Source organism: Flavobacterium silvaticum (assembly GCF_012911565.1).
In the GTDB taxonomy this organism is placed as follows: domain Bacteria; phylum Bacteroidota; class Bacteroidia; order Flavobacteriales; family Flavobacteriaceae; genus Flavobacterium; species Flavobacterium silvaticum.
Window position 1 is genome coordinate 93,401 of sequence record NZ_JAAMPU010000104.1, and the last position, 20,638, is coordinate 114,038.

General features: G+C 45.3%; 15 protein-coding genes. 9 read left to right on the forward strand and 6 right to left on the reverse strand.

Features of this window, described 5'->3' with window-relative positions; genetic code table 11:
* Positions 1 to 35 precede the first annotated feature (35 nt).
* From G6047_RS08550 to G6047_RS08570, 5 genes are all read left to right on the forward strand, one after another.
* Entirely contained in the window at positions 36 to 1,763 is a 1,728-nt protein-coding gene (locus G6047_RS08550; protein WP_169527190.1) for a phospho-sugar mutase, read from the forward strand.
* The gene (locus G6047_RS08555) at positions 1,763 to 3,589 is read left to right on the forward strand and encodes an ABC transporter ATP-binding protein (RefSeq protein WP_169527191.1); all 1,827 of its coding nucleotides are present in this window, start codon (positions 1,763 to 1,765) and stop codon (positions 3,587 to 3,589) included. The genes G6047_RS08550 and G6047_RS08555 overlap by 1 nt, the downstream gene beginning before the upstream one ends.
* Positions 3,590 to 3,731: 142 nt before the next feature.
* Positions 3,732 to 4,919 carry a S41 family peptidase gene (locus tag G6047_RS08560; protein WP_169527192.1) on the forward strand — a complete coding sequence of 396 codons (1,188 nt, stop codon included), beginning with the start codon at positions 3,732 to 3,734 and terminating at the stop codon, positions 4,917 to 4,919.
* 196 nt (positions 4,920 to 5,115) lie between these two features.
* Positions 5,116 to 5,817, forward strand: a complete 702-nt coding sequence (locus G6047_RS08565) for a hypothetical protein (protein ID WP_169527193.1) — start codon at positions 5,116 to 5,118, stop codon at positions 5,815 to 5,817.
* A 136-nt stretch (positions 5,818 to 5,953) separates the two neighbouring features.
* The gene (locus tag G6047_RS08570; RefSeq protein WP_169527194.1) at positions 5,954 to 6,739 is read left to right on the forward strand and encodes a DUF3667 domain-containing protein; all 786 of its coding nucleotides are present in this window, start codon (positions 5,954 to 5,956) and stop codon (positions 6,737 to 6,739) included.
* A gap of 2 nt (positions 6,740 to 6,741) precedes the next feature.
* Here G6047_RS08570 and G6047_RS08575 read toward each other — a convergent pair whose 3' ends face one another.
* The 3 genes from G6047_RS08575 to G6047_RS08585 are packed head-to-tail and all read right to left on the reverse strand — an operon-like array spanning position 6,742 to position 11,633.
* Positions 6,742 to 9,144 carry a TonB-dependent receptor family protein gene (locus tag G6047_RS08575; RefSeq protein ID WP_235946521.1) on the reverse strand — a complete coding sequence of 801 codons (2,403 nt, stop codon included), beginning with the start codon at positions 9,142 to 9,144 and terminating at the stop codon, positions 6,742 to 6,744.
* A 16-nt stretch (positions 9,145 to 9,160) separates the two neighbouring features.
* Positions 9,161 to 10,522, reverse strand: a complete 1,362-nt coding sequence (locus G6047_RS08580; RefSeq protein WP_169527196.1) for an HTTM domain-containing protein — start codon at positions 10,520 to 10,522, stop codon at positions 9,161 to 9,163.
* Between the two features lies 1 nt (position 10,523).
* Positions 10,524 to 11,633, reverse strand: a complete 1,110-nt coding sequence (locus G6047_RS08585; RefSeq protein WP_169527197.1) for an imelysin family protein — start codon at positions 11,631 to 11,633, stop codon at positions 10,524 to 10,526.
* Between the two features lie 235 nt (positions 11,634 to 11,868).
* Between G6047_RS08585 and G6047_RS08590 the strand changes: the two genes are divergently transcribed.
* Both G6047_RS08590 and G6047_RS08595 read left to right on the forward strand, forming a co-directional pair.
* Positions 11,869 to 13,038: an imelysin family protein gene (locus G6047_RS08590; protein ID WP_169527198.1), complete on the forward strand. Its 1,170-nt coding sequence runs from the start codon at positions 11,869 to 11,871 to the stop codon at positions 13,036 to 13,038.
* 67 nt (positions 13,039 to 13,105) lie between these two features.
* Complete coding sequence (locus G6047_RS08595; RefSeq protein ID WP_211165411.1) at positions 13,106 to 14,503, forward strand: di-heme oxidoreductase family protein; 1,398 nt, start codon at positions 13,106 to 13,108, stop codon at positions 14,501 to 14,503.
* A 208-nt stretch (positions 14,504 to 14,711) separates the two neighbouring features.
* Here the strand turns inward: G6047_RS08595 and G6047_RS08600 are convergent, their stop codons facing one another.
* The 3 genes from G6047_RS08600 to G6047_RS08610 are packed head-to-tail and all read right to left on the reverse strand — an operon-like array spanning position 14,712 to position 19,652.
* Positions 14,712 to 15,422 (reverse strand): hypothetical protein, encoded by a 711-nt coding sequence (locus G6047_RS08600; protein WP_169527199.1) that lies wholly within the window; start codon positions 15,420 to 15,422, stop codon positions 14,712 to 14,714.
* 41 nt (positions 15,423 to 15,463) lie between these two features.
* Positions 15,464 to 17,941, reverse strand: coding sequence for a TonB-dependent receptor (locus G6047_RS08605; RefSeq protein WP_235946522.1), 2,478 nt, complete (start codon positions 17,939 to 17,941; stop codon positions 15,464 to 15,466).
* A 13-nt stretch (positions 17,942 to 17,954) separates the two neighbouring features.
* Positions 17,955 to 19,652 (reverse strand): M23 family metallopeptidase, encoded by a 1,698-nt coding sequence (locus tag G6047_RS08610; RefSeq protein WP_169527200.1) that lies wholly within the window; start codon positions 19,650 to 19,652, stop codon positions 17,955 to 17,957.
* Positions 19,653 to 19,816: 164 nt separating this feature from the next.
* Between G6047_RS08610 and G6047_RS08615 the strand changes: the two genes are divergently transcribed.
* Positions 19,817 to 20,107 (forward strand): hypothetical protein, encoded by a 291-nt coding sequence (locus tag G6047_RS08615; RefSeq protein ID WP_169527201.1) that lies wholly within the window; start codon positions 19,817 to 19,819, stop codon positions 20,105 to 20,107.
* Between the two features lie 2 nt (positions 20,108 to 20,109).
* Positions 20,110 to 20,436, forward strand: a complete 327-nt coding sequence (locus tag G6047_RS08620; RefSeq protein ID WP_169527202.1) for a cell division protein ZapA — start codon at positions 20,110 to 20,112, stop codon at positions 20,434 to 20,436.
* Positions 20,437 to 20,638: the final 202 nt, after the last annotated feature.

Sequence of the window (20,638 nt, forward strand, 5' to 3'; positions counted from 1 at the left end):
GCGGACAGCCGGATTAGCTCCAAAAAAATAACAAAATGCACATTGATCAGGCAATCTTAGACAAAGTAAATCCGTGGCTCGAAGCTACTTTTGATAACGAAACGCATCGCGCCATCGAGCAAATGATGACGACCAGCCCCAAGGAACTCGAAGAAAGTTTCTATAAAAACCTTGAATTCGGAACCGGTGGCATGCGTGGAATCATGGGTGTCGGGACAAACCGCATCAACAAATACACACTCGGCAAAAGCACCCAGGGCGTTTCCGATTACATGAAAAAAGCGTTTCCGGGAAAACACCTGAGCGTTGCCATAGCGTTCGACTGCCGCCACAATTCAAAATCGTTGGCGCGTGTGGTAGCCGATGTGTTTTCGGCCAACGGAATACAAGTCTATTTATTTTCAGATCTGCGTCCGACACCGGAATTGTCTTTTGCCGTGCGTCATCTCAAATGCCAGGCTGGAATCGTACTGACAGCTTCCCACAATCCGCCCGAATACAATGGGTATAAAGTGTATTGGGAAGATGGCGGGCAATTGGTTCCGCCACAGGATAAGGAAATCATCGACGTCATCGAAGCGCTCGATTATTCGGAAATCAAATTCACGGCGAACGAAAGCCTGATCAAATATATCGATAAGGAAGTCGATGCGGCTTTCATAGAATCGACGGTGAAACACGCGAGTTTCAATACACCACAGGCCGACAAAGACGATATGAGCATCGTGTTTACGTCTTTACACGGCACATCGATCACGGTTTTGCCAGATACTTTGAAAAAGGCAGGTTACAACAACGTCCACATTGTTCCCGAGCAAGCCGTTCCGGACGGGGATTTCCCAACCGTAAAATCGCCGAATCCCGAAGAGCCGGAAGCATTGACGATGGCTTTGTCGTTGGCCGATAAATTAAATGCCGATATAGTCGTCGGGACAGATCCTGATGCCGACAGATTGGGCGTTGCCGTTCGCGACAACAACAATAGAATGGTCTTGCTCAACGGAAACCAGACTATGGTTTTGATGACACATTTCCTGTTGGAAAAATGGCGCAAGGCCGGAAAACTCAACGGAAAACAATTCATAGGTTCCACGATTGTCTCGACTCCTATGCTTATGGAACTGGCCACGGCTTACGGCGTCCAGTGCAAACTCGGCTTGACCGGATTCAAATGGATCGCCAAGATGATCAAGGATTTTCCGGAACTCCAGTTCATTGGCGGTGGCGAAGAAAGCTTTGGTTATATGGTAGGCGACCATGTGCGCGATAAAGATGCGGTTGCGGCTACCTTGTTGATTTGCGAAGTTGCGGCACAGGCGAAAGCGTCGGGAAGCTCGGTCTACCAAGAGCTTGAAAAATTATATGTCGATTACGGATTTTATAAAGAGGCCTTGTTGTCACTGACCAAAAAAGGGATTGAAGGCGCTCAGGAAATCAAGCAGATGATGATCGACCAGCGCGTGAACCCGATCCGTGAAATCGACGGAAACCGGGTTGTGATGGTCGAAGATTACCAATCGTCAACTGCTAAAAATCTTTTGACGGGTGAAGTCGAAAACCTCGATATCCCAAAATCGGACGTGTTGATTTATTATACCGAAGACGGCGCCAAAATCGCAGCCCGTCCAAGCGGGACCGAGCCGAAAATCAAGTTCTATGTGTCTGTCAACGCAGCCATAGATTCGATCGACGATATTCCGTCGGCCGAAAAACAACTGGATGAAAAGGTAAAAGCCATCATCCGCGACCTTAACATCAATTAATGAGCAGTATAAAAAAAATCTTTCCTTTTGCGGCTCCGTATAAGAAGTATGCGTTCCTGAATATTTTCTTCAATATTTTATACGCCCTTTTCAGTACGTTGTCGTTCATAGCGCTCATGCCGATGCTCGACGTGCTTTTCGGGAAAGAGCAAAAGGTATATAAACTTCCCGAATATGAGGGAATCGGTCATATAAAAACCTATGCTTCCGATTCTCTTGCTTACTATACAACACAATACACCGCAGCACACGGAATAGGCAATACACTCGCCATCCTGGTGGCAGGCATCATTTCGATTTTCTTGTTGAAAAACCTGTGTGATTACCTCGCCATGTTTTTTATAACGTACCTCAAGAACGGTGTTTTGCGTGATTTGCGGACGGCTATGTATGATAAAATCCTGCATTTGCCCATCGCGTTCTTCTCGGAAAAAAGAAAAGGCGACACCATTGCACGTATCTCAAACGATGTGAACGAGGTGCAGAATTCCATGCTTTCGATCCTCGAACTCATTGTCAAAGAACCATTGACCATTGTGTTTACGATTGTCGCCATGTTCATGATATCGGTCAAACTGACGGCTTTCGTGTTTGTGTTTATCCCCATTTCAGGTTACCTGATTTCTCTCGTAGGTAAATCACTCAAAAAGCAATCGTCACAGGCGCAGCAGGAGCAGGGCACGTTCTTGTCCACCCTCGAAGAAACTTTGGGCGGCCTCAAAGTGGTCAAATCCTATAATGCCCAGAAACACTTTGGGGAAACGTTCCGCAAATCGACGCAGCGGTTTTTTAAGTTGTCGAATAGTATCGTCAACCGGCAGAACCTCGCTTCTCCCATGAGCGAATTCCTCGGGATTGCGGTTATAGCCTTTTTATTGATTTATGGCGGACAGATGGTGCTCGTCGATAAGACGCTCGCCGCCAGTTCGTTCATTACCTATATGGGTCTGGCATACAATATCCTTACGCCGGCCAAAGCAATTTCGAAAGCATCTTACGGAGTCAAACGCGGGGCTGCCGCAGCCGATCGTGTGCTTGAAATCCTGCACGAACACAACCCTATTACGAGCAAGCCGGACGCTATCCAAAAAACAGATCTCGAATCGACGATTACACTAAACAACGTCAACTTCGCCTACGAACACGAAACGGTTCTCAAAGATTTTTCACTTGTGATCAATAAAGGAGAAACGGTCGCTTTGGTCGGTCAGTCGGGAAGCGGGAAAAGTACGATTGCGAATTTGCTCACGCGATTTTACGATGTGAACGACGGCAGCATCAAAATTGACGGAATGGACATTCGCGACATCGACCTGCATTCGCTCAGAAGCCTGATGGGCTTGGTGACTCAGGACAGTATTTTATTCAACGATACCATCAAAGCAAACGTTTCTCTGGGAAAGCCGGATGCGTCTGACGAAGAAGTCATCGAAGCACTCAAAGTCGCCAATGCCTATGAGTTCGTCAAAGACCTTCCCATGGGAATCGAAACCAATATAGGAGACAGCGGGAACAAACTTTCCGGCGGACAAAAGCAACGCCTTAGTATTGCACGTGCGGTTCTTAAAAATCCGCCAATCATGATTCTCGACGAAGCGACATCGGCACTCGATACCGAAAGCGAACGCCTGGTTCAGGAAGCGTTGGAGAATATGATGCAGAACCGGACTTCGATTGTCATTGCCCACCGTTTGTCTACTATTCAAAAGGCCGACAGGATCGTGGTCATGAAAAAAGGCCGCATCGTGGAGCAAGGTACACATGATGAATTGCTTGCTGTCGATGGAAATTACAGGAAGCTGGTGAGTATGCAGTCGTTTGAATAGTTAACAGATAACAGTTAACGGTTAACAGTTAACCCATCGCTTGTAAATATCATAGCTCCAAATTATGTCTGAAGTTTGTTTTACTTTAGAGCAACCGTTAACTGTTATCTGTTAACCGTTAACCGATTAAACCATCCGTACTTTGAAAAACGCCTTTCTTTTATTGCTTCTGGTTACAAGCCACGCTATCGGACAAACCACATATGAAAAAGATTTTGATGAATTCTGGAAGGATGTCAAAGACAATTACGCTTATCTGGACCAGCAGCATATTGATGTTGAAAAGGCAAAATCGATTTATTCCCCGAAAGTTTCAGTTCTAAAAAACCGGGAAGAATTCATCCGGCTGTTGGAAAATATGCTCAATGAATTTTACAACGGCCACGTTTCCTTAAACACAAACCTGAATTCTTCCAATCGGATCGTGCCGTCGGGTTCCGATATATGGGTGGAAAAGGTCGGAAACGATTATGCAATAAAGGATTTGCGAAAAGGCTTCGGTGCTGAAAAATGCGGGCTGAAAATCGGAATGCACATCACAAAGTTCAACGACAAGGAAATCGGTCCTCAATTAAATCAGTTCCTGCCAAAGTCTGTCGAAACCTTTAACCTGAAAATGTACGACTATGCGATGGCTATGCTTTTCGCCGGAACGCACGACAAACCCAGAAAAATAACGGTAGTTGAAAACGGGATCGAAAAAGATTACTTTCCGGATGCAGTTGTGGTAAGTCAAACGGAAAACATTCTTGACTCCAGATTACTGTCTCCGCAAACCGGTTACATCAAAATAAATAATTCACTTGGCAATACTGGTTTGATTGCCGAATTTGATTCAGTTCTCGATACATTTTCCAAAACGAAATATCTGGTAATTGACCTGACCGAAACTCCGGGTGGTGGAAATACAACGGTCGCGCGTGCCATTATGGGGCGGTTTATATCTGAGAAAATGCCGTATCAGCAACATGAATTTGATGAAAAAGAATTTGAAACCAAGAGGTCATGGGTTGAATATGTAGTTCCGAGGAAGACAAAATACAACGGAAAAGTATATGTCCTCGTAGGCCATTGGACAGGAAGCATGGGCGAAGGTATCGCGATTGGTTTCGATGCCATGAAAAATGCAACGGTAATAGGAACTGAAATGGCCGGACTTCTTGGTGCCATCTCAAATTTCCAGTTGTCCGAATCCAAAATCGGGTATCAGATTCCCACAGAGCGATTGTATCATGTAAACGGAACGCCGCGAGAAGATTTCACTCCGAAAGTACGCACTGAAAATGGAGATCAAACCTGGGCAGAAGTCAAAAGACGGCTTGGCTTTTAAAAGTTCAAAAGTTCGGAAGATCGGAAGATCGGAAGTTCGGTAGATATTTCAATACGGATTATTGTTCATAAGAATATTTTTTCGGTAAACCCTAAACGTTCTATCTTTAAGCAAAGTCTTCCGATCTTACGAACCAAAAACTTCGAACTTTCAATTAAGTCTTCCGAACTTCCGAACCAAAAACTTTTGAACTCCCTTGTACATCCACGACGAACACATCAAACTACCCGAAGATCCCGATACCGTCGTCTGGAAATACCTCGATTTGTCCAAACTGGTTGACTTACTTCTGAATAAACAGCTGTTTATGTCGCGGTCGGACAAGTTCGAAGACCAGCACGAAGGCACATTCAGTGAACCGACCTATAATGAAATCAAGAAATTGTCTGCAGATAATCCGGACTTTCTCAAATACTACAAAAAGCACCGCGAAAAAGTCGTCATTTCGAGCTGGCACCTGAATGAATACGAGTCATTTGCCATGTGGCAGATCTTTACGCAAAAGCAGGAAGGGCTTGCGATACAGTCGACTATCGGAAGGTTGCAACAATCACTTCATCCGGAACAATCGTTCAGACAATATATTGGAGAAGTCAATTACATTGACTATAAAAAAGAATACATTCCGTTCGACAATACGTTTTTTCCGTTCCTTTTCAAACGCAAAAGTTTTCAATACGAACGTGAGATCCGAATCATTACCGATGTCTCGGGCCAGGCCATCACCATTGACAACGGTCTTAAGATAGATGTCGATCTGTGCCAGCTTATCGAACGCATCTACATCCACCCGAAATCGGAAAACTGGTATAAGAACCTCGTAATTGAATTGGTCAAAAGACTCGGTTTTGATTTTGGGATTGAGAAGAGCGATCTGGAGAGCGAGATCCTGATTTGAATTAACAATTAATAAGTAACGATTAATAATTAGAAAATAGGAGTCTGACGAATGTTAGGGCAATTGTTAATTATTAATCGTTACTTATTAATTCAAAACCTCCGAATTCCCTATACTTGCACCAAACCAAACAACAATGGCAATCATAATCTGCAAGAACTGCGGGAACGAATTTGAAGGGAATTATTGCAACAATTGCGGGCAGAAATCCAAGACGGCGCGTCTCGACTGGCACTACCTGAACGACGAGGCAAAGTATACATTCCTGCACCTGAACGGAGGTTTGCTTTTTACCATCGCACAGCTTTTCAAAAGACCCGGCCATGCCATACGGGAGTTCGTAGACGGCAAACGCGTAAACTATTACAAACCCGTTCTTTTGCTTTTTGTGCTGGCAGGATTCTACGGATTGCTTATGCATAACATAGATTTTCGAAAAACTCAGGAAGTCATGAATGCGACATCAGTCATGAATGAGCAACAGATTGCAATCAATGAGTTGATGTTTAAAGGCATGGAATGGTGGATTTCACATTATTCCCTAATGGAAATCTTGCTGTTGCCTATATATTCAGGAATCACGTGGCTGGCTTTCCGCGGATGGGGCTACAATTATGTGGAGCATATCATACTCAATGTATTCAGTGCCTCCCAGCGTTTATTGATTACCATTGCCTTTTTTCCGCTTACCTGGTTTTATCAGGGAACGATGACCGGAGTTATACTGGCAAATCTTGTTGCGGTCGTTATCTTCTGCGTTGGGATTTGGACAATGATACAGTTTTTTAAAGGAAAGGAGCTTGGGATGTTTATCCTCAGATATTTGCTTTTTCTTTTCCTCTGTATTACCGCTATTGTTTTGGTCATCGTCCCCGGTGCCATTTATTTTTTTGCCACCCATAAGGAATTATTCCGGCATTAAGCCTACAGCCTAATCTCCAATGTCCCATAAAAAGTCCGCGGGTCACTCGGTAAAATTCCCGGACCCGGATAACCTGTGGCGCGTCGGGTAAAGTAGCTGTTGTTGGTGAAGTTGTTGATGCCCGCTTCAAGCCTGAATCGTTTCCATTTGTATGATAGCGATAAATCGGCTACATAATAAGACGGAATCTGTCCGTAAATACCGAGTGTGTTGTCGTTTTTGTCCGATGGCAGATTTCGTGCATCGGTAAATTGTTCCGACAGATACGTAAGCTGCAATGCGGCCGTGAAGTTTTTATAACCCGCGCCCATTCCGGTTTTGAGATTGACCAAAGGCACGAATTCCACTTTATTGCCTTCGACCAGGACGTCGTCAGATTTGAGGTATTTGGAATCGGTAAGTGCCACGTTGACAAAATAATTCCACGAGAAATCGGGTATGTCAAAGAAGGTCTTGTCTATTTTCCAGTCGCCTAAAAGTTCCACGCCATAAGTCAAAGCCGTCCCGATATTGCTTCGGTACCGAACATCCAAAGCCGCATTATTCGGGTTGTGTGTCGGATATTCACCAATCTTGTCATCGTAATACAACGCAAAAGCACTGGCATCGAACGAAATTTTGTCGTTATGGTTTCCACGGACTCCAAAGTCTGCAGAAAACCCTTTTTCATCCGTAATATTCGGGTCGATGGCCAAGCCCGGAGCGACCAATCGCATATCGCTGAATGTCACCGAACGGTAATTCTGTGAAATATTCGCATAGGTTTCCAAAGTCGGTTTCCATTTGTAACTGAACCCGATTCCGGCCAGAAAGATGTTCCGGTCTTTGACGAGGTTTTCATGTTCGGTCACATCGTAAATCACGTTTCCGGCTAAATCGACATTGACTTCGCGATACGAACCGTCAGATTTCGTCCGGATCTTTTCAATTCGGATTCCCGGAGTAATTGAAAATTTCGGGCTTAGCTTGAAGATATTCTCTGCAAAAAAAGCGAGGTTGAGGTTCGGATACGAATAATCGGAACTGAACCTGTAATTCGGGAATTCAGCACCGGCAAAATTAAAGTCCGGTCGGCTTCCCGAACTTCCCGGACCTTGGATTGAAGTATTTTCGGCCTGGTAATATTTCATCCCGACGAGCAACGCACTTGAATTTTCTTTGAGGTTGTATTTCTGCAGGAAACGCGCTTCGGCTCCCCAATTTTTAAACGTTCCTTTGATCAGGTCGCGTCCGTACGTTTCATCATCTGGATCAGAAACACGGTTGCTCCGGAAGCCAAGTGCGTCACGTGAGGCATCAAGCCCGAAAACCTGGAGCGAAAAATCTGCTTTGTCGGTGAATTTGTGTTTGAGTCGCAGTGCCAGTAAGTTCCAGTTCACCTGAAACCAGTTTCGGGAACGATTGCTTTGTTTCGGATCTTCATAAAACATCGCGTCAGTCAAACCACCGGGCTGTTTTTCGAGATAATCGAACAACGTATAGTCAAAATGGAGCGAGGTCTTTTGGGTGAATTGGTAATTGAGGTTGACAAAAATATTGCGGCTTGAAAAATTCCAGTTCGGACGGAATCCGTCACCTTGCTTGTAATTGAAAAAGGTGTAATAACTGAACTTTCCATCGGTTCCCGAAAGGCTTGTAAAATTCGTGAACAACCCGTAAGACGCTGCCGTATTGCGTTGTGTCAGCTCGATTTTTTTAAGCGAAGGTTCGTTCATCTTGAAGTTGACCAAGCCGCCGAACTGGGTTCCGTATTGCAACGAAGCCGCACCGCGAACCAATTGGATTTCCTTCAAGCCTTCGGTCGGTGGCGTGTAATAACTTTCGGGATAGCCCAACACATCGGCAGAAATATCGTATCCGTTCTGGCGCGTGTTGAAATTAGACGTCCGGTTCGGGTCGAGGCCGCGTCCGCCAATCGAAAGCTGCAAGCCGCCGTAAGACGATTCGTTTATGGTCAGGCCCGCAATCTGTGAATACACCTGTCTGGTATTGTTGACCGATTTGTTCGCGACGATTTTATCGAGTGAAATGGCCTGTGTCTTTTTTCCGGCGTAGATCGCGGTTTCATCAATGTCTTTCAGCTGCGAAAGTGCAAAAGCCTTTTCACGGTTTTTCTGCACCAGGACTTCTGACAAGGTTTCGATGGGCTGTAAGTTTACTTCGACGGTTTTGTCTGATGGGCCGATCGTCATATCTGCAATCGCAAAACCTTCTTTGTAAAAACTGATTTCGTAAGCCCGGTTTTCCGGAACCGAAAATTCAAATGGCGACGCATTGGCCGTAAAGTGTTCGCGTGTCTCCGTATTGAAAATGTCGACACCGGAAATGGTTTTGCCCGATGCATCTATAAACGAAACAGAAATTTTGGATTGCCCCAAAACAGCATAACCAATCAGTAAAAACAAGCGGGGTAAAAGTGTATTAAAGGCCTTTGATCTCATCGTTGAATGGAAGAATCCAGGATTTATGGCGCCAGGATTCGCTTTCTTTCGCCAGGTTAACAGTGGGGTTGATATATGGGCGGCTCAGTCTTCCGTTGAGGGCGACGTAACTTTTGCAATATACCTGCGGGTCGGCCATACCGCGTTTTTCATAATTGTCATGAAGGAAGTGGGCGTATTCCAGAATGAAATCGGGTTGGAAAGCCATCTGTTTCAGTTGGAAAGCCGTCAGGAAATTTGAATTGTTGACATGGATCTGGTTTCCGGTTTTGGCATCTTTTACGGTGAATTCAGTATAACCTGCTTTCTCCATCAGCATGACGCGCCAGGAAAAACGATAACCTTCTTCGGTCCAGAAAAGTTCATCAGGATAAAGCAAATACCGGAACGGAAAAACCAATTGGAACATCAGGAACAAACTTACGACAACGAGTTTGATTTTGCCGGTCGATGAAAAATCTGTGATGTGATTTTTATCAGATACCAGTAATGCTGACTGTAACCGTAGCAGATTTGAAAGCCAAACTAAAAACCGTCTGTGCAGTTTCGCATCGAAAAAAATCAGCGTGGAAACGATCATGATATACGGAAAGATACCAATCGGGAATAAAATCCGAGTCAGCAAATGAAAAATCACCACGACGATAAAAGCCGGGAAACGGGTCTTCCTGTTCAATAATAAAAAAGGAACCAGCAAATCGTAAACCGCGCCGATCCAACTAAAGGCATATTGCACCCAGATTTTGTTGAGCCATGAACCAATCAAAGGCAAATCCATATTCCCCGGAAGCCAGATCCGCAAAGGCATGGCATCAAAAAGCCAGTCTGAGTTGAGTTTGGCCAATCCGGCGTAGAAATACACAATTCCAAGAAGCAGTTTGATACAATCGACTGTCCATTTCGGCACCGTCGCAAAAGTTCCATTCTTGAAAGAATCGACCGAAAATAGTGTGTTCGCAGGTAAAAAAATCAGGAGAAAACTAATGACCGAAACAAAATAATAATGGTTGAGATATGTGGTTTTGTCCATGAGTTCGATGTAGGTGAAACTCAAAAAGAAGACGATGATGGCAAATCGATATTTCCATCCGATGGCAACTGCGACTGCTGATAATCCGCAAATGACGAACAACAGGTGTGTCCATTCGCCAATCGGTTTTACCCATGAAAAACCAAAATAGGTAAAGTGGAAAATCGGGTCGATGTAGAATTTCCGGATCCAGCCCATTGACCAGAAACGTATGATTCCGCCAAGCATCAGTAAACCGAACGCCAGCCTGAAAAAGGCCAGCGTTGCAGCGTCGGTTTGTTCCGACAGGTATTTTTTGACGGCAGGTGACATGTTAGTCTCCGTCTCCGTCCACGTAATCGATAGTAATATTTAGTGCCTGCAGCAAATCGAGTTTGGTAACCACGACAACTTCCTGAAGCGCATCGTAAGCCGCAATGAAAGTGTTGTTGTCTGATACAATCTGTTGCGAAAAACTGACATTCAAGCCAGAACCTGCCGTATAAGCCGCATCGAACTTTGCATTGATGATGTCGCTGAGTTGCTGGCCGTCGCGTTGTGCGTTGACAGCGTCAAGATAAGAAGCCAGTCCGAGGCCGTTGGTTTGGCTTCCGAATGCTTTTCCGTTGAAAAAATCCTGCTGTGCTTTTAAAGAAATGAGGTACAACTCACGTGAAATATCATTCTTGTAGTACGCTTCGACTTTGTCGGGAAAAGGAACGTTGTTCGAAAGCAAGCCGGCCGGAATTCCGATTTTTCCGCTGCGGATGTCTTTTTCGAGATTTCTCGTGAACAGGTTTGTCGTCTTGTTCACGGAACTGCTTACCGAATAGCCGTTGCTGGCCACATACGTATCGCGGTAGCCGTTGTTCCAGTCGTTCACGATAGCATCGGTCAGGGTTTTGATCCGGGTACAAATGTCATTGAGGTATTGTTTGTATTTGGCGGCATCGGTTCCGGTGTAATGTGAAAGTATTTCGGTATCATCAGATCCAAGTCCGTTAATCATATAATCCAGTCCGGGAAATCCCTGGCGCGGATAGGAGGAAAGTGGTGCCAGATTGTACGTTCCGGATGCCACGTTGCTTTCTATTCCGGCGGCATCGGCCGGGAACGTATTGACTGCTTCTTTGAATGATGAGGCATCGGCTTGACCAATATCGTACATAGTTACCGATTGCAACGCTTTGTATGCTTCGAACCAGGATGTACGCAGTATCTGCAGGTTTTCCTGCGTCGGATTGTTGCTGAAATTAAGTGCCGCCTCAGCTTGTGCATTGGTTTTCTGCTGGAAATTTTCGAAGGCAGGAACTATGATGTCGTCCGCCCAATGCGTGAGTAGGGCCGTGCGGTCATAATTGTCGGTTGTTGAACTTCCGCTGCTGTCAGAAGAGCAGGCATTCAGGACTATGAGCAGGCAAACAGCACCAAAAATAGTTCTCATTGAAATAAAGTATTAAGTGTGGGTTACGCGACTTTTTGCTTTTAAGGCTTCGTGTACGCGGCTGCAAAAATAAGAAACCTAATTAGTTAATTATAATTAATCTAAATAAAATGTGATGCAATTTTTAATGAATAGCCCATGAATATTTTTTTTGTGCAATAATTCGTTTTGAGGTTTTTTTTTCGGTTCAAAGCCTATACATTTGCCACAATTTTAAATCAATCTAAATAAATATATGAAAAAGTTTTCTGTTTCAGCTTTTTTACTGGCCGCCAGCGGAATTGTTTTTTTCGCTTCCTGCAGCGACGACGATAACGCTTCACCGGCAGCTACAAAAGCCACTGTCATTGCCAATTATGCAGACATCGCTTACCGCAACTACCTGAATGCATACGATGATGCCGTTGCACTTGAAACTGCCATCACTACTTTTAATGCGACTCCGACAGCAGAAAATTTCGCTGCTGCCAAAACAGCATGGCTGGCTTCACGTGAAAGCTATGGAACTACCGAGGCTTTCCGTTTTGCAAGCGGCCCGATCGACATCGATGAAAATGCACCGGAAGGACTTATCAATTCATGGCCTCTTGACGAAGCTTACATCGATTATGTGGATGGAGCTTCAGATGCCGGAATCATCAACAATCCAGGTTTGTTTCCTGTGATTTCAAAACAAACGCTGGAAGATATCAACCAGACTGAGAACGAAGAAAGCGTAAGCGTCGGCTATCATGCCATCGAATTTTTGCTTTGGGGACAAGATCTTACTGCCCCGTCAGCGAATCTTCCGGGCCAACGTCCGTACACTGATTTCGTTGACGGTGGAACAGCTTCTAATCAGGACAGACGCCGTGCCTATCTTGCTGCCTGTGCCGATTTGCTGACCGACAATCTTGATTATTTAGTACAACAATGGCAACCTTCAGGTGTATACCGCGCTACCTTTTTGGCTTTGCCGGAAAACGATGCATTGCGTAACATTTTCACCGGAATCGTAACCCTGGCTAACTCTGAACTGGCTATCGAGCGTATGCAGGTTGCTTTGATCGGGATGGATCAGGAAGACGAACACTCTTGCTTCAGCGACAACACACACCGCGATATCCGTTTGAACCTTCAGGGAATCATCAATATCTACGAAGGAAATTACGACGGTGTCGACGGACCTTCATTGGCTGATCTGGTCGGCGCTGCAAACAGTACCGTTTACAATTCAACTGAAACGGCTATCAATGAGGCTCAATCTGATATGAATGCTATCCTGACTCCGTTCGACCTTGCTATCTCAGGCGGGCCGAGTTCTGTTGAAGGTGCCAAAGTACAAGTGACCGTAGATCAATTGCAGGTTCTTGGCGCCAACCTTTTGGCAGCTGCACAGGCAATAGGTGTTACCGTTAACGGATAATAGCTATTTTTGCGACAAAATTGAAGTGCTCTCAATTTGAGGGCACTTTTTTCGATTTATAATGAAGATGAAATTTTCGAGAATTACCTTTTTTAGCCTGCTCGCCATATCGTTATGGTCTTGTTCCGATTCGGATAGTTACCAGCCTTTGGTTCCCGAAGAAGGCGAACAGCTTTCAGGCGGAAGTTCAACCGTGACCAATACGAGTGTGGAAGCGTTCGGGTTTGCTTCAAGCCAACTGACTCCGACTGAAGCTGCCGATTTTGGCGTGGGTAATTCTTTCTTCCGGCAGAATTGGGTCACGGCTCCGTCATCAACGACATTACGCGACGGCATCGGGCCTTTTTTCAATGCGATCTCGTGTGCATCCTGCCACTTCAAGGACGGACGCGGAAGACCGCCTGCATTTGACGGTGAGTTCGGGAAAGGACTACTGTTGCGCTTGAGCATTCCGGGAATGGATGCGCATGGTGGGCCAATCGGGGATCCTATTTACGGCGGCCAGCTTCAGGATCGCGCTATTTTTGGGCAACCGACAAAAGGAGATTTTACGATTACCTATTCGGAACAAATCGAAACGTTTGCAGATGGAACTACCGTCACCTTACAGCGTCCTATCTATCATATCAACAACCTCAATTACGGATCGCTGGCATCGAACGTGATGATTTCCCCTCGTGTCGCCAACCAGATGATCGGCCTTGGATTGCTTGAGGCTGTCCCGGAATCGACCTTGCTCGGGTTCATAGATGCAGCCGATTCAAACGGTGATGGCATTACCGGAAAAGCGAATTATGTATACGATATGGTCTCCGACAGCCAGAAAATGGGCCGCTTCGGATGGAAAGCCAACCAGCCTTCGATCGCACAACAGGTTGCGACCGCCTTGCATATGGATATGGGGATCACGTCTTATTTCTTTCCGGATGAATTGTGTCCGCCAGGAGTTGACTGCAACGCCATCCCGAACGGTGGTTCGCCGGAAATCGCGAATGAAACCCTTGACCGCATGATTGTATATTCACAGACGCTTGCAGTTCCGGCACGCCGCAATTATGACGACCAGAGAGTCTTGAGAGGGAAACAATTGTTCAATGAGCTCAATTGCATCGGGTGTCACAGGCCTATGATGCAGACCGGAAACGATTATGTGATTGTAGGTCTTCGGAACCAGACCATTCGGCCATATACAGATATGCTGTTGCACAATATGGGCGAAGGATTATCGGACGGTGCACAGGATTATCTCGCCGGAGGAAGCGATTGGCGGACGCAGCCGTTATGGGGAATCGGGCTGATCCAAACCGTTAACGGGCATACGAATTTACTTCATGACGGACGCGCCAGAAACATTACCGAGGCCATTTTATGGCACGGAGGTGAAGCGGAACAGGCCAAACAAGGATTCAAACAGCTTACGGCTACTGAGCGCACCGATCTCTTGAACTTTATCAATTCGTTATAGTCACCGTATTGGTGTGTTAAACCGTTTTTATAAATCCATTTAACACGCTTTTTGTGTTAAACCAATATCCTGAATGGATTTAACACAGATTTTGTGTGAAATGTTATTTGAAAATATAGTTCACACGTTATTCTTCGAATCATAAAAAAGCAAATAAAAAAGCCCGACATATCATCGGGCTTTTTATTTATTTTTTTTGGGTTTCGGTTCAAACAGGTTTGTATTCAACGGGCTTCCAGTCTTTTTCAGAAAGGTTGATGTAATGATAATGGAGCACATCATTTTTGTCGAATTCCCCGCTTTTATTCGTGTCTTCGATTGTCCGGAAGTAAAGCCGGTTTGTTCTGTCGATGTAATTCCAGTCGATGAGTTCCTGATAATCCGGTGATACTTTAGTGATTCGGCTTCCGTCCATAGCACCTAAATACAACGTCTTGATGTCGCTTGCATCGAGCTTTCCGTCCTGATTCGTATCCATGTCAGAAACGGTGAAAGCCATAAGATGTTCTTTGCTTTTATCTGCGAATGTCTTTAAGTATGTCGCTGTCTGGATGATGACGGGTTTGTCGAAAATAACGTTGAGGCTGTCTGAATCCACACGTTGTACCTTGATGTTATTAAGGAAACCGGTAATTTCGAATTCGCCGTAATTCGAGACATTGAAACTTCCTCTTTCATAGGTATAACCTGTTTTGCGGCTTCCGTCATAGACGCGGTATTGGCCAATGGGGTGAAGTAAAAAATCGGTTCCCGGAATCTGGACAGGAAGATCCGCAATTTCAATCTGGGCCGAATCGACGGCAGTTTCCACAGTTGTAGTGGTGTTCTTATACGTAACCTTGGGTTTTTCCTTTTCCTGCTTGCAAGAACAGATGATTAATGCGAATGCGGGCAGCAAAATCAAAATTTTCTTTTTCATGGGAACCAAAGGTTTATTCATTCAAAGATAAGCAACGAGGTTTAAAGACGTGCGCTGATTTTTACGTTAAAGGTCCTTGTGGTCATGTAATTCGGGATTCCGTATTGGTTTTTGGAATACACGTCTCTGACCCAGGTATTTGTGATGGCGTTCTGATTGTCGAACATGTTGAAGATTTCAAAACCGAGAGACAGATCCTTGAACTTTTTGAGCCAATGGCCATCAGGTCGTTTGGAATTGTTTTCTGTGAATACATAAGAGAAACCAACATCGGCACGACGATAATCGCGAAGGCGGGTCTGATACAGATACGGGTCGGCATAAGAAGGTGAACCGCCAGGTAATCCGGTATTGTAGACCAAATTGAGGTATACTTTGACGCTTGGCAAGACCGGCATGAAATCCTGGAACAGCGCGGCGAATTTCAAACGCTGATCCGTCGGACGTGAAATGTATCCGCGGTTGTTGAGGTTTTCCTCGGTCTTCATATATCCGAAACTGAACCACGATTCGGTTCCCGGAACGAATTCCCCGTTCAGACGTAAATCTGCTCCATAAGCGTAAGCGACTGCGTTATTGTCTGCCCGATAACGAATCCGTACGTTATCTATAGTGTAGGTATTTACGTCCGTCAGACTTTTGTAGTAGGCTTCGGCTGTAAGTTTAAATCCTCTTTTGTTTTTGCCCAGCCTGAAACTGTAATCCCCTCCAAAAACAGCATGGATGGATTGCTGCGCTTTGACGTTAGGCTGTACGGTTCCGGAAGAATCACGCAATTCCCGGTACATGGGCGGCTGGTGATACAAACCTCCCGACAATCGGAACAACATATCGCGCTTCCATTGCGGCTTGATCGTAAATTGTGCACGCGGACTGAAGGTATATTGATATTTGCCTGTTCCTGATCTGTCGTCCACATTCCATGCGTGGGCCCGCACGCCAGCATTCATCCAGATCTGGCTTTCTCCTAAATGCCCTTTGCGGCTCCATTGGGCATAACCCTGGAAACGGTCGATTACCGTATAATTCAGGGCACGGACATTCTGATAGGGAACAAGAGGACCGGTGTATGGTGTATACGGTTGATCTCGGGTAGGCAGGAATTCAATTGGCGGATTCAATGAAAATCCAGATGAGTCGATTACCTGATATTCCACAAGCCTGTCGCGAATGTCTTCACGGGTATATTTAAAGCCCCATTCAATAAGAGTGTTACTGTCTTTTAGATCGTGGATGCCTTTGAGTTCTGTATTGACAATAAACGCATTAAGGTCGTTACGAGCATGGTCCAGCTGTTCGCCTACGCCTTGGGTGATGCTGACATCTCCAAAGTCCCCGCCGAAATCGGTGTTGACATCTCCGAAATAATAAGCCGCGGCAATGTCGAAATATTCCTGCTCGTTGGCTTCATAAGCAGATCCGATAAGCTTCAGCGTAAAAGTATCGGTGACGCGGAACGATGTTTTCAAAGCGGAAAAATACGTTTCATACGCATCTTTTTCCTGGCCTTCGTAAAATACGACAAGTGCAATCGGTTCATCGATCGTACCGAAATTCGTCTGACGTGTGAGCGGTTGATAATTGTACCTGTTGATTGAAATATTCCCGAGGAAACTCACTTCCCAACGCGAATTCGGTCGCCAGGCCACGTTAGCCTGATAGTCGAAGAACTTCGGACGGAAATTGACTTTGGTTTCCTGGCTTTTCACCAAAAGGCTGTTGTCGCGGTAGCGTGCGCCCATGACGGCCGTCCATTTTTTGTCTTTGGAAATCATGTCCAAAGAAAGCGAACCACCGAGTAAGCTTGCCTGTGCCGATGCCCCGAATTTTTCAGGTGTCCGATACGTGATGTCGAGTACCGATGATAATTTATCACCGTATTTGGCCTGGAATCCGCCGGCGGAAAAATCGACGTTTTCAACCAGGTCGGTATTTGTGAAACTCAAACCTTCCTGCTGGCCGGAGCGAATCAGGAACGGACGATAGACTTCGACCTCATTTACATAGACCAGGTTTTCGTCGTAATTTCCACCGCGAACCGAATATTGCGTACTGAGTTCGTTGTTGGAATTGACGCCGGGTAAGGTCTTTAGGATATTTTCGACTCCAGCATTGGCGCCTGGAATAGTCTTTATAGTAGCAGGCTCGATATTCGTGACGCCGGAAACACGCTGACGACTTTCGGGTGTAATGATAACGGTTCCAAGTTGTTCCGATGTTGGGTTCAAAACCGGATAAAATTCCAGGTCCTCATTCGGACGTACCTGGATAGGTTGTGAAACTTTACCGTAAGCCGCATGTGAAAAGACGATGATGACTTCTTGTTTAGCCGGAACAGTCAGCATGTAAAACCCGGTTTCGTCGGTCGTCGTGGTTTTTCCATCGGCAGAAACATTCACGCCTTCAACGGGTTTTTTATCCTGGTCGAGGACAATACCCTTGATACGTCCTGTCTGTGCAAGGACATTAAGGCAACTCAATAAACTGATAAGCGTAAATAAAATTTTTCCGTTTTTCAAAAGTGGTCAGGTTTTACGGAGTCTTGCTCCTGAAAAAATATGTTTCAAATATAACGGAATTCCCAACATTGTCCGTCGCTTCGATTTTTAATTCGTTGCGGCCTTCCACCACGAAATCGTCCCAGGCAAACCAATGTGTGATCCGTCGGTTTTTGTAATCGAACTCAAAAAGTACCCAATTTCCGTTCAGGTAGGCATTAAATGTCTTGAGTCCTGATAAATTGTCAGAGATGGTAGCCGAGATGAACTTGTCTTTCGTAATCCATTTTCCTTCAATGTTCTTGGACAACGCGATTTTCGGCTTAATCGTGTCCAGCGCCAATTTAAATTTTCCGGGTTGTCTGGAATAGCACGTATAGGTGTTGCCTTTTCGTTTGGTGTTGTTGTAATTGAGGCGTGTTCCGCTGATGGATGCGATGAATGTTTTATCGCGCAAGGCTTCCGCAATCGAATCATCTGTAATGCTGACCGTGAAATTCGTGTGCGCCGGAATGGTTTCGTTCCCGAAAGAGACTTCTTTTCCGTCGACTTCAAAATCAAAATACGTATCCTCATAAAACGTATGGGCCGGAACGAAAATGGAGAAATTGCCTTTTTCAAGCGCAGCGTCTTTTTCCGCTTTGACCAAATAGCCTGTTTTTGCCCCAAGCTGTTCCGCCGGGCCTTCGTTGCTGTAGACTACCGGAATGTTGATTTGAAGCTGGTTGTTCTGGAAATCCGATGCTTCTATGCGGAAAGCGTGGTTTGTATTCGGAAGTATCTCGAGCTGGCCCAATGAAGCATTTCCTTTAAACATTTCAAATGCCAACGGTTGTTTCAAAAATAATTTCTGGACGCGGACTCCACTTTTTTTGAACCGCGGATAGTCGATCAGGGCATTGATGTATCTGGTTTCATCGAATGCAAACTGGTCGAATGTGTACCCAAAAGAAAATTCGCCATTGTCAAACGAAGCTACCTTATAGATGCCGTTTTTCCCCGATCCGTAATCCTGGGAATCATAACCGGAAATGCCAAAGCCGATTTTTCCCATGGCGCGGATTGGGTCGCTGGTGTAGCTTCCGTCCGGCGATTTGGTCAGGTTGACGATTTGCGGGCTCAGGGAACCGTTGATCTTGGCATCGTGCGAAAGCGGATAAGCGAGAACCGATGTGATGACCGGCTTTTTAGTGTCTAGCACAATCATATCAAATCCAAAAAACAAAGGATTCATGATTTCTTCCGATTTGGTATCGCGGAATTCAAAGTGTAAATGCGGGCCTTCAGATCCGCCGGTGTTTCCGGAATAGGCGATCAGATCCCCTTTTTTGACCGGAAGTTCCCTAGGTTTTGGAAAAACATCTATTTCAAATGACTTTAATAGATATTGCTGGCTCAAAATATATTTTTCTGTGACCGCCGATCCGCTTTGCAGGTGGCCATAAACCGTGGTGTATCCGTTCGGATGATCTATGTAGATGGCTTTTCCGTATCCGTAAGGCGAAATCTTGATGCGTGAAATATATCCGTCGCCGGCTGCATAAACATTCAGACCTTCTTTTTGCTGCGTGCGTAAATCGAAGCCTGCGTGGAAGTGATTGGTACGAAGTTCCCCGAAGTTTCCGGCCAGTTGTAGCGGAATGTCGAGTGGTGAACGAAAGAAATCTTTTGGATACGTTGTCTGGGAAAATAAGGGCGCGTAAAAGAGCAAAGAGAGGATAAAGGCTTTCATATAATTGGATTTTGGCTAGAATAAAACAGGCCCAAGTTCGTAAAAAAAACTGACAACAAGCCGTGTTATTGCCGCAAAGCGAATGTTAGGGAAATTTTAAATAAAAAGTTTCCTCAATTCGCACATAATACTAATTTTGTGGAATAAGTAATGAATCGGGTTCAATGAATGAAATTTCGGCAGTTATTGACACCTTGCAGGCCCGCATCGAACATATGCTGAAAAAGTTCGACGGCCTGGAAAAAGTCAATCGGGAACTGTCTGATGAAATTCATAAGCTCAGGGCAAAATCGGGCGAACAGGAAAAACAGCTGGCTGCCTTGCAATCGGCAAATGAAACCTTACGACACGCCAATTCATTACTTGGCAGTGAAGAAAATAAACGAGATACGAAGCTCAAGATAAATTCATTAATCCGCGAGATTGACCATTGCATCGCGCAGCTTGCAGACTGATCATGGAAGACGATAAACTTCGAATAAAACTTTCTATTGCAGACCGCATTTACCCGCTTACGGTGAATCCGGCCCAGGAAGAAGGCCTCAGGAGCGCATCGAGAAAGATCGACCAGATGATCAAGCAGTTCGAGGAAAGCTATGCCGTTCGCGACAAGCAGGATGTTCTGGCCATGTGTGCGCTGCAGTTTGCATCTCAGGTAGAGCAGAAGCAGTTCGACAACGCGATTGACGGTTCGGAAACCATTTCGAGGTTGAGCCAGATTAATGAGATGCTTGCAGGTTATCTCAATACACGCGGGCCGGCAACGGAAAGCGAGGCCAAATAACACGTTCTTTTACATATTGGATTTATATTGGCTTCATGGCTTCGGCTGTATTGCATTATAAATCCAGAACTAAGATACTGCCTACATTAGTTTCCTATTTGATAAACTCAACAATCACAATTTACAAATGGGCGAATCGTCGCTACTATAGCATGCTGCCTCGTCGCAGATCCTTGAACAGCGGGTTAGCTCAAAACTTGTC